Source organism: Nostoc sp. 'Lobaria pulmonaria (5183) cyanobiont' (genome assembly GCF_002949795.1).
GTDB lineage: Bacteria > Cyanobacteriota > Cyanobacteriia > Cyanobacteriales > Nostocaceae > Nostoc.
Genome location: NZ_CP026692.1, coordinates 1,638,034 through 1,654,099 on the forward strand (window position 1 = coordinate 1,638,034; position 16,066 = coordinate 1,654,099).

Here is a 16,066-nt window from a genome sequence, read left to right on the forward strand (position 1 = left end):
GGTCTATTCACCCGAAAAGTGATGTAAAAACTCTCATTCAAACACTTTAGGATGGTTGGAGTTGGCAGTTAGTAGGACGTTCAGTTGCAGGTAGCGCAAATTTAAAACCACTACCAAAGTAAGTAGTGTCCGCAGTATCAAACCCATCTGCTGTTTGAGTTTGGACAGCACACAACAGAGTTTTCACCCAAAGGTCATCGCGGCCTACTTCTCTGAAGTATTCACTTGGAGGATCTGCTGCTGGAGTTACAAAGCGCTGGGCAAACAAGTCGGGGTTTTGCGCCAGTAATGCCACATCAAAACCCCAGTTACGGTTAGGAGGTATATAATAAGGCGCTTCACCAGCACCAGTAACACCTATAGAAGTACTATCTGATGTGTAACCAGGTCTGTCAGAATACAGAACTCTGAAAAAGATACTGTTATTCTTAGCAAGGCTAGCAGTGTCAGTATTATTAGGGTCAGCAGTAGTTGCTGGAGCAGTTGTTGGTCCTGGTCTAACAAAAGCTTGGAATGGTGCGCTAGCAAAGATGCTGCGTTTAAATTGGATGAATGAACCGTTGATATTGGCATCAATCCCACTCCAGTTTTCTAAGAAGCGCACAAAGTTATGCAAACCCCCATTGATTTCGTAAGTACTTGCACCCACACGAGCAGGAGTATCACCACCCGCAACTACTAGATTAAAATTGGTTGCACTTGCCTGAGACAACCATCTGGTGTTTTTAACGAGACTAGATGATCCTGCTAAAGTGGGGTAATTATTATCTTGAGGTGTTGCGGTTGTTACCTGTAATTGCAATACAGGTTCTAATAACGGCTGGTATGTCGCATCTCTGGCTGTAAGAATCAATCCTGTTGTAGTTCCAGGAAAATCCCTCAAACTAGAAGCTGGTGGTTTGTGGTACCTGAAGAATAGACGATTAGTGGCGTTGTATTTTGTCTTATCAAGTCCTGACCCTGGTGCTTTAGTGTAATCAGTATCTATTGTAGTTGCAAACCATAGGGCATTACTTGCTGATTGAGGTATGCCGTCGCTACTGTTACTAAATAGGCCTACCTTTGCTGCACTTGTTATGCCCAGTACAACGGGAGTACCGGTATTAAAAGCCATAAAATTACCAGAAGCATCAACTGTCTGACCCAAATTATTTCGTTTGTAGGCAACCCGACGGGCAAATCTTTCAAAACCAGGCTGTGCCGGTTGGGCAGTAGTACCAGCTAAGAGTTTGCTACGCTCTGCATTTGTTGGAAGATTATAGGATTGTATTGTTCGATCGCCATCGTAACCAATATACCAATCAGTTACTCCACATTCCGAAACTGGTATCTTGAAGCACATCTCCATTACATACTCTGGGAAAGTTCCTCGGCGTTGAATGGGTGTGACGAAGTTGTTCAAGTAGGAACTGTTATTGTTTACTGAGTCGCTAGAAGTGGGAGTACCTTGATAGTAGGCATCACCACCAGAGTCAATTAAGAATTTAGATGAAGTGACAAAGTTGTTATTCCAGAAACCTACCTTTAGTCGGCTGAGTACGAGGTTAGGATCGCTCCCTTGGTTATTTCGCAAGTCGTAATCACCCTCATTACGGAAACCTTCACGGAAGCTATTAGAAAGCAAGGTGACAGCATCAGCAATTACTGATGCTGGTCGCCAGGTTTCGCCTGTTGTGCAATTAGGTAGTCTGGAATCATTAGGCCGACAAGCAAAGTCAGGATCGCGGTTTGTCGCAGCACGAGTATAAAATTTAGTATCGTAGGTAGAAGCGCTGGGAGCAGGTAAAAGATCCGGGGTTTTGAATTCTTGTTTAGCGTGCAGATTAAAATCGCCTTTAACATACACTGGTAGCTCAGTTGCTAAAATTAAGCCTTTTTCTTCTGCTCTGTAATTAGTCTCGCGACTCAAATCACCGCCATTAATCAACATAATAGCGTTGGGTCGCCGTTCTGGATCGAGCCTGTAGTCACTAGCACTGACATTTTCACTAGTTGAGTTACTGGCATCTTTTTGAGCATCATCACGGGAGGCATAGATAATGCCGCTATTGGGCAATAGATATTCCTTATCGGATGCAGCGCCGATTGCTTGTGTACGAAGCTTACTTAAATCTATGGTAGTGGCACGAATTTCTAGAGGCTGACGCTGTTCTACTTCCAGATTGTAGTTTCCAGTTAATGCACCACCTTTATCTATAGCTTTAATTTGTCGGGCATCAAGAAATGCCCTTTCTATGATTGCACCATGAGGAATGTAGGTAGTACTCTGAGCTAGAGTGCCATCAGCAATCTGTATTGCACAGATGGTAGAGTCAATTGCTGATTGCTCAGAAAGAGTAAGTTTGCTGGTTGTTGCTTTGGCCAAAGCTTGCCTTAGTAGAGGATTCACAAGGCGACCATTGGGAAATACCAAGTTAGCTTGATGTTTCAAGCGATTTAGCAAAGTTACGCTAGTGTTAGTAACATCATCATCGTTAGTCGCAGCTGCAAAAAAACCATTGCTATCTACTGTCTGTCCTCTAGTTATGCCAGCAGATGTAGTAGCGGGAGCAGCGTAAACAATCCCATTGTTAGATGCTGCTACTGTTGTCGAATCAAGGGGATTATAGGTGTTTGTAGTTGCTGTTGCCTGATTGGTAGGGTTGTAGTAGCTACTTACACAGGCCATGGGTGTTTGATAATCGTCTGGTGTAGCCGCCTGAGGATCATAGGAATCAAACTTGTAGTGATAAACTGCCGTGGCACGCATTACCAAATCACCACGTTTTTGTTTACTCGCATTAAGAGGATCGGTTGGATCGGGTACAAGCATAGGCATAGTATCAGTCCAGACTACTGTGCCAGCACTTTCGTTGACTACCGACACTGGCGTGCTTGGATCATCAGGTGGTGTTGGACGAGTAGGTAGTCCAGAGCCTGTAGGTCTATATACTCCTGCTCCCGTAATCACCCTCAGTCCACCGACCACATCAAGGGGATTAGATCGGGGTGAAGCGGCTGAAATTTCCCAAAAACCATCACGTCCTGTTACCCCTAAGTCTGATAACTGTCTGACGCGAGTGGTACGAGTTCGATCTTTGGTAGTGCTACCTGTCCACTTCACAGCAGGACTGATGGTTTGGGGATCATTCTCTCCTACAAAGTCTCCTTTTGTGCTATCCCATATAAGTTCAGGCAGGTTGTTGCCTACTACGATGCGATCGCCTAACTGTGTTTCTATTACAGGAGTATTATCTACAACGTCTGGATCTCCAGTAGGTAGTTGCGCTGTATTTAGTGTTAGTTTTGTATTAGTATCTGTTGGATAAATCCACGCATCCATTGGACGTAGCGTATTAACAGAACCGTTCATAAAAGTTGCTGCATCTGCTGTGGTGTAATCGACACCAGCAGATTTTTCAATAGCAGAATTACCATAAAGAACTTCTTTAAATGGTACACGCCTAGTACGCTTACGGAACCAATTTTCTAATTCTTCCTTACGTACTTTATTCGCATCTAAGCTTGGATCGCTTAGAATCCTGTTGCTTATATTAGTTCTGATTTCTTGAGGGTCAGTAGTAGCAGCATTGTTAAGTTGTGCCTTCACTAATAAGTCTATGCGTTGAGCATAAGCCTGAGTGTTATAGGCAATGTCACTCGAGTTATCTGAGGTAGTTTTATTAGTACCTACCAAAGATTTAGTTGTATCAGGTGCATTATTTTCTACAAATAAATCTACACGTGTTCCACCTGTATTACTTGTACTGATTGGACTACTAGTTGCAATATTACCGCCAACAACTATCTTGCCATTTTCACGTTCGTAATAACATGAATACCTACTACTGACCTGAAATAGGGTTATATCTTGACTAGTTTTAGCAGTAAATAAATTACTGTTGGTAAATATGCGTCCATTGAGACGGAATCTAGGCCCTGGTGTAATATCTAAGTCATCTTCATAGACAACAGCATTATTAGTAATAGAAACTTGACTGCGATCTTGTTGCATTTCTAATGCAGAAAAGCCCTTATTGCCTCGATACTTCTCATATTTGGTTGTATCAAGAGAAGCAGCTTGAGCAATATCACTAATGGGAACCGTTACTGCATAAACGAAAAAGCTTTTTTTCAATTCGCCAGTTGGTAGCTTATACCAACCCGAACTACCTACTAAGCTGGCACTAGTATCACCAGCTATGTCACAAGCTCCACCTGCCTTAGCTGGTAGCATAGGAGGGGTTCTAGCATCTAGTGGGCTTCTACTTCTGGTTTGGGTTGTACCAGTTTGGGGAGGAGTGCGGAAGTAGAGACCATAGAGAATAAAGCTATCAAATTTACCGTTATTATCTGTATCGGCAGGAAATTTCCAGGCTGTTTGTATGTTTTCTTGATTTTCTAAAGCCATACTACTACCTGCTTCAATCATCGGATTTGAAGTACTTTTATTAAGGTTATAAGCCAGGGTTATAGGAGTTTCATCACCAAATGTATAGATAGAAAGTTTATTAATTAAGGTATTGTATAGGGTTAGATTTGATGGGACAGAGCGTGGTAGAGTCGGGTCAGCAAACAGTGCAGTTATTTTGGCTTTAGCCCTTTCTAATGCAGGGGTGGCGGCTTGCATTGTTGCTTCATTCACGCGGACGTTACTAGCATTTTTAGAACGCTCAAAAGACCGAAATAAAATTGCAGTTGTTAATAGCACGACTACCAAAACTACCATCGCCACTGTTGGCAATACAAAGCCAGAGTTAATCGAGCCACGTCTTCTTTGAGTACCAGAAATAACTCGCAACAGCCAAATAATTTGCTTATTTATTGCAGATAAAAACTGCTTGCTAATTTGTCTGAATGTTTTTTTAATTACCTTGAATAGCTGACGTTTTCGAGACATAGCTGCTTCCTGACCAAGTGGATTATAGCGGATTTTCTATTTTGTCAAAGTTTTCATTTATGCCTATCAAGTATTTTTACAGGCATTAAATGAGAGGATATTTATCTAACTACTACATTTGGCTTTACTAACTTCCAAATAAAGTAGATATAAAAAAAGATAATTTATTAAAGTTATATCATTTATAAATTGTTCATTTTATCCGGTAAACACTGATTTTTTCAGAATGATTTAGTTCAAGTCTGATAAATAATAAGAGCATTACTTCACAGTATATTTGCGTAAATGTGTTTGATTTGAATACAAATTTATGAAGATGTTGTCAGCAGAGTAGGCTTATAATACCCATCTGTTAAAGAAAAGATATCAGTGAGATGCAAAGTAATCAGATGTGCGGCTTAGATTCCCGACTTCTTTAATTAAGAAGTCGGGAATCTTGTTGTTCGCATTGCTTTGATTAATTACTCACTAACTAGCACACCTTGGTGTAAATCCCACAACCACCTTTAAAGGTAAGCAAGCTTCTGCCACAAGGTACGAAAAATTAGTACCCTGTGGCAGAAGCTACTAGGCATCATAGATGCAACACGCAGTCACATTACAGCAGAATTCAAGTATTTGAACCACATCTGTTCTAGGGGCGCAAGGCCTTGCGCCCCTACTGCGTGGTCTATTTACCTGATAAATAGCTGTAATGTTAAAAAGGTGGTTATAAACCGCAACTATACGGGGTTTAACCACCTCTGTGGGTTTCAAACCCTCAATTATTCTTAGACTTTGTTTGTCTATCCAAGCCAGTTTGGTTTTTTGGTTTTCTCCCTACAACCCTTTGGATACGGCAGGCGCTAGCCTCTCCCGTTGAGTGAAGGGGAGACGCCAGATGCTATGTAGCAATTTGTGGTACTGACACCTTCACTGGCACTTTTTTGCTAAAAGACAGACCGTTTTCATTTTTATCAATGATAATCGTGTCTCCAGAGATAAAAGTATTTTCCAATAACTTGGTGGCGAGGGGGTTTTCTACTTCTCGCTGAATTGCCCGTTTGAGTGGGCGGGCACCGTAAACTGGGTCATAGCCTGATTCGACAAGGTGATCGCAGGCAGATTGGGAAATCTCAAAGAAGATTTTTTGTTCGCGGAGGAGATTTTCTACCCGTTTGAGTTGAATGCGGATGATATGCCGCATTTCCGTGCGACTTAAGGTATGGAAGAGAATAATATCATCAACGCGGTTGAGAAATTCCGGGCGGAAATGCGATCGCAAGGCTTCCATTACCCTGACCCGCATTTTTTCATATTTGGAATCATCACCAGCTACATCCAAGATATGTTCGCTACCAATGTTACTGGTCATTACAATGACGCTGTTGCGAAAATCTACCGTTCTTCCCTGAGAGTCAGTAACTCTCCCATCGTCTAGCACCTGCAATAAAATATTGAACACATCGGGATGCGCCTTTTCCACTTCATCCAGCAGCACCACCGAATAAGGACGGCGGCGAACCGCCTCGGAAAGTTGACCGCCTTCTTCATAGCCTACGTATCCTGGAGGCGCTCCCACTAACCGAGAAACTGAGTGTTTTTCCATATACTCAGACATATCCAAGCGCACCAATGCATCATCAGAATCAAAGAGAAACTGAGCTAAAGCACGGGCGAGTTCGGTTTTGCCTACGCCCGTGGGGCCCATGAACAAAAATGAACCAATAGGACGAGAGGGATCTTTCATCCCCGCACGGGCGCGGCGAATTGCTGCTGCGACTGCTTCTACAGCCTCTTCTTGCCCAATGACTCGTTGATGTAAATGACTTTCTAGTTGCAGTAATTTTTGCCGTTCCGATTCCAACAGGCGATTGACGGGGATTCCTGTCCACTTGGCGACGATTTCCGCAATATCGGCTTCGGTGACTTGTTCTCGCAGTAAAGTGGAACCTTGGTTTTGAATTTCTAAAAGACTCGCTTCTTTGGCTTCGCGATCGTGCTGCACTCCCTCCAATTTGCCATATTTCAGTTGGGCAGCTTTATTTAGATCATAAGCACGTTCCGCCTGTTCAATTTGGACTCGCAGCGCATCTTCTTCTTTCTTTAAGGCGCTTATCGCCTCCAATATCTGCTTTTCACCTTGCCATTTCTCATTAAATATTTGCTGTTTTTCCGTTAAATTGGCGATTTCTTGCTCAATTCGCTGCAAACGTTCTTTCGTTTGGGAAGTACCTTTTTCTTCGCCAGCTAATGACAGCTTTTCCATTTCTAACTGCATGAGACGGCGATCGATGGTTTCCAATTCTGCTGGTTTGGAGGTAATTTCCATTTTCAACTGTGCTGCTGCTTCATCCACTAAGTCAATGGCTTTATCTGGTAAGAAGCGATCGCTAATGTAACGCGCTGACAGTGTTGCTGCTGCTACCAAAGCCGAATCAGAAATTTTGACGTTGTGATGAACTTCATAGCGTTCTTTCAACCCCCGCAGAATGGAAATAGTATTTTCCACACTTGGCTGATCCACAAATACTTGCTGAAAGCGGCGTTCTAGGGCAGCGTCTTTCTCAATGTGTTTGCGGAACTCATCGAGGGTAGTCGCACCAATACAACGTAGTTCTCCCCGCGCCAGCATTGGTTTAAGCAGATTTCCCGCGTCCATTGCCCCTTGTTGGCTGGAACCTGCGCCGACTACGGTATGTAGTTCGTCAATAAACAGAACAATGTCACCGTTAGATTCAGTAACTTCTTTGAGAACCGCTTTTAGACGTTCTTCAAATTCTCCTCGCAATTTTGCCCCAGCAATTAAACTGCCGATATCTAACGAGATCAACTTGCGGTTTTTCAGAGATTCAGGAACATCACCGTTTACCATTCGCTGTGCTAATGCTTCTGCGATCGCTGTTTTACCTACTCCAGGTTCCCCAATCAGTACGGGGTTATTTTTGCTACGACGAGACAATACTTGAATTACCCGCCGAATTTCATCATCCCGCCCAATTACCGGGTCGAGTTTTCCAGCTTTTGCCTGTTCTGTCAAATCTCTACCAAATTTTTGTAAGGCGTCATAGCGGGATTCTGGGGTTTGATCTGTCACCTTTTGGCTACCGCGAATAGTTTTGATAGTAGCTTCGAGTTTAGGTGCATCCGCGCTAAAGCCTTTGAGTATCTTTCGCCCAATGCGATCGTCTTCAGCAAAGGCCAAAAGTATGTGTTCCACGGAAATGTAGGAGTCTTTCATCCTAGCTCTAGCTTCCTCGGCTCGGTCTAGTAAAATATCCAAATTGCGGCTAAGGTAAAGCTGATCGCTTTTACCAACTTTCGGCTGACGTTGGGTAAACGCTTCTAGCTGCTGCTGCAAGCGGATTGGATCGACCTCAGATCGAGCCAGGATACGTATTGCTAGACTAGTGGGTTCTTCTAACAGGGCAATAATTAAATGTTCAACATCTAGTTGCTGTTGTTGATAAGCACGGACTATATCCTGAGATTTAACAATTGCTTCCCAGGCTTTATCAGTAAATTTATTGGGATCTGTAGGTTGCATCTTTAAAATTTTGGAATTTGGATTTTTAGTTTAAGGATTGGGGATTATTAAAGGTAGTAGGGAGTTGGGAGTGGTTGTAACCCTACTCCTTAATACCCAGATAATTATCCAAACATTCGTCAGCGTATATCCGCGTGTATCTCCGGTGGCAATTTGGGATTGGCAATTGATGATAGTTTAATCCATTGCCTATTTCCTAATTTAAAACGAAAATACTGTTATGAGCAGACTTTCCCCGATGGTGTTATTGGAGCGGTGTCTAGGACGGGCTATTCGGCGTCGCTATTAATGTTGCTCATCAAGGACAGTATTGGGGTAATACTAATAGGATTTACGTAGAGGAGATCCCCTAACCCGCCTAAAAGGGGAAAAGTCTCGCGCGTCTTCTGGGTTTACTGACACGAGACGACAGTGCGCGGGAAAAATCAATCTCTCTCTAGCTCAACTTTTTAAGACATCTGTGTGGATTTTCCTATGGCTCTTAAGCACAAGTTGCTGCCCAAATTCCCAGCTTCTTGAAGAAGTCGAGGATCTGAATCCAGCTTAAATAAATGACATTCCACCCTACCGGATAATTAATTTTTTGGAAATCCCTGATAAAAATTACTGACTCACAAGTTGCTCTTGTGATTCCTGTTTGACTCCTGAACCTTGAGTTTCCAGTTGAATAAGTTCAATTTTATACCCATCTGGATCTTCCACAAAGGCAATTACCGTCGAACCATGTTTCATCGTCCCTGGTTCGCGCACGAGTTTACCGCCCTGATTGCGAATTTCTTCACACGTAGCGTAAATATCATCAACGCCAAGAGCAATGTGACCGTAAGCATTACCTAATTCGTACTTTTCCACACCCCAGTTGTAGGTTAGTTCGATCACCGAGTTGTCGCTTTCGTCGCCATAGCCAACAAAAGCCAAGGTAAATTCTCCCCCCGAATAATCTTTGCGGCGCAGCAGTTTCATTCCTAGAATTTCACAGTAGAACTTTAAGGATTCTTCAAGGTTGCCCACCCGCAGCATTGTGTGTAGTAATCGCATATTGACCTTTTCTCTGTAATTGATTTAGTGTTATTCTCTGCAAACATTTTACCTAGCTCAAAGTCTTAAGGGAAAAATGCCGTTACAGAAAGAATTAAAAGCCGAAAGGACAGGATAAACAATTACCCATTTTTGGCATTGCTCCCGATCCCTATAATGGAAATCTTCTTTAATCTCAGCCGAGAAAGTCTCTTAACCGCCTATGCTAGCGATTGGGTTAGGCAACTGGACTGGATGCGTAACACACTCGAATAAAGGATAAAGTACAGATGAGTAAATTTCTAGATACTGCCATTGAGGCGATCGCAGCCCGTGAAATTCTGGATTCACGCGGTAGACCGACAATTGAAGCCGAAGTGCATTTAGCTAACGGTGTTGTCGGACTGGCGCAAGTTCCCAGTGGTGCATCTACTGGCACTTTTGAGGCTCACGAACTGCGTGATGGCGATAAAAGTCGTTATGGGGGCAAAGGCGTACTCAAGGCTGTACAAAACGTCAGAGAAGCACTTGCACCACAATTGTTAGGTCTGGATGTCCTCAATCAAGAATTGCTAGACCGGACAATGATTGCGATAGATGGTTCTGCTAACAAATCCAATTTGGGGGCTAATGCAATTTTGGGGGTTTCCTTAGCAGCTGCTAAAGCTGGTGCTGAGTCTCTAGAAATTCCTCTATATCGCTATTTGGGTGGCCCTTTAGGGAATTTGCTCCCAGTGCCGTTGATGAACGTGATTAACGGTGGCGCACACGCCTCAAATAACGTGGATTTTCAAGAGTTTATGATTGTCCCAATTGGCGCAACTTCCTTCAGAGAAGCGTTGCGCTGGGGTGCAGAGGTGTTTGCTACCCTCAGCCAGGTATTAGATGAAAAGGGTTTGCTTACTGGTGTGGGCGATGAAGGCGGCTTTGCCCCCAACCTAGAATCTAATCAGGTGGCTTTGGAATTGTTGGTTGCTGCGATTAAGAAAGCTGGTTATAAACCAGGGGAACAGGTAGCCTTGGCGTTAGATGTGGCGGCTAGCGAATTTTACAAGAATGGTCAGTATGTTTACGATGGTAAACCTCACGCTCCGACTGAGTTTATTGATTATTTAGGACAACTAGTTGACCAATACCCAATTGTGTCAATTGAGGATGGTTTACACGAAGAAGATTGGCAAAGTTGGCAATTGCTGACCCAGAAGTTAGGTTCGCGGGTGCAGTTGGTAGGAGATGATTTATTTGTGACTAACGCTACTCGCTTGCAAAGAGGCATCCAGGAAAAAGCCGCTAATGCCATTTTGATTAAACTCAATCAAATCGGTTCTCTGACTGAAACCTTGGAAACAATTGATTTGGCAACTCGCAACAGTATCCGTTCAGTAATTAGCCATCGTTCTGGTGAAACAGAAGATACAACAATCGCCGATTTAGCTGTAGCAACCCGTGCCGGTCAAATCAAAACAGGTTCTCTGTGTCGCAGCGAACGAGTAGCAAAATATAATCGCTTGCTGCGAATTGAAGATCAACTAGGCGATCGCGCCATTTATGCTGGTGCTGTGGGGTTAGGACCGAAGTAGCAAGTAGGGAATAGGGAATAGGTATTTTCTGTCCCCTGTTCCCTTTCCCCTAATCAAGGATAAAACCCCAACTTGGGCAACCCCAAGGTTTCATCCCAGCCCATCATCAGGTTCAGACACTGAATAGCTTGGCCCGCCTGTCCTTTAATTAGATTGTCAATTGCTGACATGACAATTACACGACCCGTGCGTGGGTCAACTTCTACACCGATGTAACAAAGATTGCTGCCGTTAGCCCATTTGGTTTGCGGGTAAACGCCGCTACCGCAGACTCTTACCCAAGGAGAGTTGCGGTAGAAGGCTGAGAAAATTGTGATTAAGTCATCTCGCACTAGACCGGGGTCGCTCATTGTGGCATATACTGTTGCCAAAATACCGCGTACCATTGGGATAAGGTGCGGTGTAAATTGGATCGTGAGTTCGTGACCAGCTAAGTCACTGCAAATTTGCTCAATTTCTGGGGTATGACGGTGACGACCAACATTGAAAGCTGTTATGGAGTTGTCTGCTTCAGCTAGTAATAGGTTGGTTTGAGGTTGTCGTCCACTGCTAGATGTGCCAGACTTGGCATCGATAATAGCTGTTTCTGGTCTGATTAAGCCTTGCTTTAAAAGTGGCGAAAGTGCAAGGAGACTAGCAGTGGGATAGGAACCAGGACAGCCAATAAGTTGAGCATCGGCAATGCGATCGCGGTAAAGTTCTGGTAATCCATAAACTGCTGTCGCTGCAATTGTGCGATCGCTTCTCTCTGTACCATACCAATTTGTATAAGTTGTCAAATCACTAAACCGATAGTCTGCACTCAAATCTAGTACTTTACATCCTTTTTCCAACAGTTTGGGTGCGATTTGGCAAGCCAGACCATTTGGTAAAGACAGGAAAACTACTTCACAGCGGTGAGCAATTATTTCTGGTTCTATTGCCTCTATTAGCAGGTTAGTTGCATGAGCTAGATGCGGGTAGAGATCGCCAAAGGATTTCCCGATACTACTCTCACCTCCTAAATAAACCATTTCGACTTCTGGGTGATCCATCAGTAGTCGTACTAACTGCACTCCACCATAGCCCGACGCGCCAACAATCCCAACGGGTACGCGTCTAAATTTGCCCATGATCCCAAATCCTTATCCCATGAATGGTTAATTCGTTCTCAGCTATCAACAATATCAGCGACTAGACGCGTAGCGCACAAAACGTTTCAAACCCCTCTACTTTGTTCTGAGAAGATCGGGGAGCAAACAAACAATTATTATTCTTCCTCATCCCCTTCATCCTTTACTGTCGCTGCACTTTATCACCACTTTTTATGGCAAAAATTTTTGCCCCGCTATCAAATCATTGCTAGTCTACTTCTCTGCCTTATAAAGGAGCTACAATCTAAAAGAAGAAATTGTTAAAAAAATTTACGTTTATAGCTGGAAATCTTTCTGTGTCACAGACTAATCCTACCCAAGCTTTTAAATTTGATTCGATTGATGCCGCTTTAGCAGACCTAAAAGCTGGTCGCGTCATTGTAGTGGTAGATGATGAAAATAGAGAAAATGAAGGCGACTTAATTTGTGCTGCCCAATTTGCCACACCCGACATGATTAATTTCATGGCGGTGGAAGCAAGAGGACTAATTTGTTTGGCAATGACAGGCGATCGCTTAGACGAGTTAGACTTACCCTTGATGGTAAGCAACATCACAGATACTAACCAAACTGCCTTCACTGTCAGTATTGATGCCGGGCCAGAATTAGGTGTCACCACAGGCATCTCAGCAGAAGACCGCGCCCGGACTATCCAGGTTACTCTCAACCCAGCCACAAAACCTACCGATTTGCGTCGTCCTGGTCATATTTTTCCCATTCGGGCTAAGGTTGGAGGCGTACTCAAACGCGCAGGACATACGGAAGCTGCTGTGGACTTAGCTAGGCTAGCAGGGCTATACCCGGCGGGGGTAATTTGTGAAATTCAAAACTCCGATGGTTCAATGGCGCGGTTGCAGCAGTTAGTTGAATACGCTAAACGTCACAATTTAAAAATTATTAATATTGCGGATTTAATCAGCTATCGCCTACAGCACGATCGCCTAGTGTATCGTGAGGTAATTACCAAGCTGCCTAGTCAATTCGGTCAGTTTGAAATTTATGCCTATCGTCATACCCTGGATAATACAGAACACGTTGCAATTGTCAAGGGTGATCCAGCTAACTTCAAAGATGAGCCAGTGATGGTGCGGATGCACTCAGAATGCTTAACTGGTGACGCTTTGGGTTCTTTGCGTTGCGACTGTCGGATGCAGTTGCAAGCTGCACTGAAAATGATTGAGGCTGCTGGTCAAGGTGTAGTTGTATACCTGCGCCAAGAAGGACGGGGAATCGGCTTGATTAACAAGCTGAAAGCCTACTCGTTGCAGGATATGGGACTAGATACAGTAGAGGCAAATGAGCGTTTAGGATTTCCTGCTGACTTACGAGACTACGGGATGGGGGCACAAATGCTCATGGACTTGGGTATCAAAAAGATTCGCTTGATTACCAATAATCCCCGTAAGATTGCTGGAGTTAAAGGTTATGGGTTGGAAGTAGTCGATCGCGTGCCATTGTTGATTGAGGCAAACGATTACAATTCCTATTATCTGGCGACAAAGGCGAAAAAGCTGGGTCACATGCTGTTACAAACTTATTTGGTAACAGTAGCAATCCACTGGCAAGATGACCCGGAAGCTGTGACGGAACGTTATGAACGCTTAGAAAAACTGCGACACTTAGCGAAAAGTAACGATCTATTGTTACAGGAAGAAGCGCGTCCCTTAGCGATCGCTCTATTTGACGAGCCATCTTTAACAGTACACTTGGGTTTCGATCAGGCAAAAGTTGCTAGCTGTGATTGGTATCAGCAGAGTGGTCATCCTTATATACACGCAATCTTCCAAATTCTGGATAACCTAGCAACTGTGCCTTATATTCAGAAACTAGAATTTATGATTTCTTCTGGTTGCGATCCTTTGAGTAATTTACAAGTCCAACTAGATCGGCAGACATTCGCCAATGGTACACTGCCTTCATCAATTAGCGATCGCTTGGAGACGCAGCAAATTTACAGCTTTAGCAAATAACTGCGCACTATATTATCTAGCGGTGCATTAGGCGCTCATGTCATGTTTTTCGTGACAAACTATATCAAAAAATGCGCCGCTTGTGATCGCTCTCCAAACTTCTACTTTTTAGCTGAAACAAAAAGAAGCCTCTTACTCACCTGAAGGGGAATGATGAGATAAAATTTTTGGGCGATGAGGAGTTTACCCCATGCCCCATGCCCCATGCCCAATTAATAATGAGTTGCCGACTTGCGATGATGCACAGCTGTAACGCCATCTGTATCTAACAATTTACCACTCTCGACAGTCGCATAAACTAGCCAGTGGTCGCCAGATTCCATCCGGTTTTGTACGGAACATTCTAGATATGCCAAGGCATCGGTAAGTATGGGAGAACCGTTTTCAGCTTCTTGGGCGGCGACATCGGCAAATCGGTCTTGTCCTGGGCCAAAGGGTTTGAGGAAATGCTTCATCAATCCCAAGTGATTGCCTTCTTTGAGAATGTTGAGGACAAATTTGTTTCCTGTATGCGTCAGTGTTTCTACTGCCCGCTCTTTAGCAACGGCTATGGTTAAACCAGGGGGATTAAAGCTAGCTTGAGCTACCCAAGAGGCTAACATGGCACTGGAACGATCGCCTTCTTTTGCAGTCATAACGCACAAAGAACCGACAATGCGACCAACTGCTTGTTCTACAGTAGTCGCAGGAAGACTCTGCGATCGCACTTTTCTAGCTTTTTTCAAGGCTTGGGCAAAGTCGGTTCCGGCTTCTTCACACAATTGTAAGGTGGCATCGTCGGGTTTGAATTTCACGCGAATGGTATCAAAACCAAACCGATAACCAGCATCTTTCAATTTACCTTCGATTAAATCAACCGCTTCCCCACTCCAGCCAAAGGAACCAAAAACACCAGCAAGTTTATTGTTAGTAGCAGTAGATAGGACAATTCCTAAAGCTGTTTGCACGGGTGTGGGTGCATGACCGCCGAGAGTTGGAGAACCCATGATGAAACCACCGGCTTTTTCCACAGCTGCGCGGATTTCTTCTGGTTCAGTAAATTCGCAGTTAATCGATTCTACAGCGACACCAGCTTTGGTGATCCCACGAGCGATCGCTTGCGCTAATGTTGCGGTATTTCCATAAGCTGATGCATAAATTAACGCTACTGTCAAGTCAGCAGATGTTTGCTGTTGACTCCATTCTCGATAAGCCTTGGTCAATTCAATTAAGCCATAGCGTACCAAAGGCCCGTGTCCATTGGCATACATTCTCACGGGAAAATCAGCTAGTTTATCCAGCGCTGTTTCTACTTGACGGGCGTGGGGAGCCATGAGGCAATCAAAATAATAGCGCCGATCTTCGTTATATACTTCCCAACCTTCATCAAATACCTGATCTCCGCAAACATGTGCCCCAAATAACTTATCTGTGTAGAGAATTTCTGTTTGTGGATCGTAGGTGCAAAGTTGATCTGCATAGCGGGGATTGGGGGTGGGAATAAATTGTAAATTATGCCCGTTACCCAAATCTAGGGTTTCTTCACCCCGCATGACAAGAATTTTCAAATCTGGATTTTCCAGCGCTCCACGTAAATTTATCGCCCCTGGATTAGAACACACAAAGGTGATTTGGGGAGCAATTTCTAATAAAGCTTTTAAAGTTGTAGCGCGGTTAGGATTTACGTGTCCCAAAATTACATAATCTAAGTCTTCGAGATGGAAACGCTGCTGCAACGCTTCTAAATAAATTTCTGTAAACGTTTCCCCTGGAGGGTCAATGATGGCAGTTTTATCGCTTTCGATTAAATAAGAATTAGCAGTTGTACCCTTAGCAAGAGCATATTCAATTTCAAATCTGAGCCTTGACCAACTGCGCGATCGCAGTATTCTTGTATCTGTAGCTATTGGATAAACTTGAACATCACGAGGTTTATTTTTTGACATGACTTAAAAAATTTTAGATTTTAGATTTTAGATTTT

The 16,066-nt window shown here is 43.7% G+C and carries 7 protein-coding genes; 2 read left to right on the forward strand and 5 right to left on the reverse strand.

Annotation, left to right across the window (positions count from 1 at the left end):
• Nucleotides 1-46: 46 nt before the first annotated feature.
• From hpsA to gloA, 3 genes are all read right to left on the reverse strand, one after another.
• Nucleotides 47-4,879: a hormogonium polysaccharide biosynthesis protein HpsA gene (gene hpsA, locus NLP_RS07050; protein WP_104905772.1), complete on the reverse strand. Its 4,833-nt coding sequence runs from the start codon at nucleotides 4,877-4,879 to the stop codon at nucleotides 47-49.
• Between the two features lie 883 nt (nucleotides 4,880-5,762).
• Nucleotides 5,763-8,405 carry an ATP-dependent chaperone ClpB gene (gene clpB / locus NLP_RS07055; protein ID WP_104905773.1) on the reverse strand — a complete coding sequence of 881 codons (2,643 nt, stop codon included), beginning with the start codon at nucleotides 8,403-8,405 and terminating at the stop codon, nucleotides 5,763-5,765.
• Nucleotides 8,406-9,008: 603 nt separating this feature from the next.
• Nucleotides 9,009-9,443 (reverse strand): lactoylglutathione lyase, encoded by a 435-nt coding sequence (gene gloA / locus NLP_RS07060; RefSeq protein ID WP_104905774.1) that lies wholly within the window; start codon nucleotides 9,441-9,443, stop codon nucleotides 9,009-9,011.
• A gap of 269 nt (nucleotides 9,444-9,712) precedes the next feature.
• On the opposite strand from gloA, the gene eno reads away from it, so the two are divergent.
• Nucleotides 9,713-11,002 (forward strand): phosphopyruvate hydratase, encoded by a 1,290-nt coding sequence (eno, locus tag NLP_RS07065; protein ID WP_104905775.1) that lies wholly within the window; start codon nucleotides 9,713-9,715, stop codon nucleotides 11,000-11,002.
• Nucleotides 11,003-11,055: 53 nt separating this feature from the next.
• Here eno and argC read toward each other — a convergent pair whose 3' ends face one another.
• On the reverse strand, nucleotides 11,056-12,114 hold the full coding sequence (argC, locus tag NLP_RS07070; RefSeq protein WP_104905776.1) for an N-acetyl-gamma-glutamyl-phosphate reductase: 1,059 nt from the start codon (nucleotides 12,112-12,114) through the stop codon (nucleotides 11,056-11,058).
• Nucleotides 12,115-12,431: 317 nt separating this feature from the next.
• Here argC and ribBA point away from each other — a divergent pair, with 317 nt between their 5' ends.
• Nucleotides 12,432-14,105: a bifunctional 3,4-dihydroxy-2-butanone-4-phosphate synthase/GTP cyclohydrolase II gene (ribBA, locus tag NLP_RS07075; protein WP_104905777.1), complete on the forward strand. Its 1,674-nt coding sequence runs from the start codon at nucleotides 12,432-12,434 to the stop codon at nucleotides 14,103-14,105.
• A 212-nt stretch (nucleotides 14,106-14,317) separates the two neighbouring features.
• Here ribBA and NLP_RS07080 read toward each other — a convergent pair whose 3' ends face one another.
• Entirely contained in the window at nucleotides 14,318-16,030 is a 1,713-nt protein-coding gene (locus tag NLP_RS07080) for a diflavin flavoprotein (protein ID WP_104905778.1), read from the reverse strand.
• Nucleotides 16,031-16,066 lie beyond the last annotated feature (36 nt).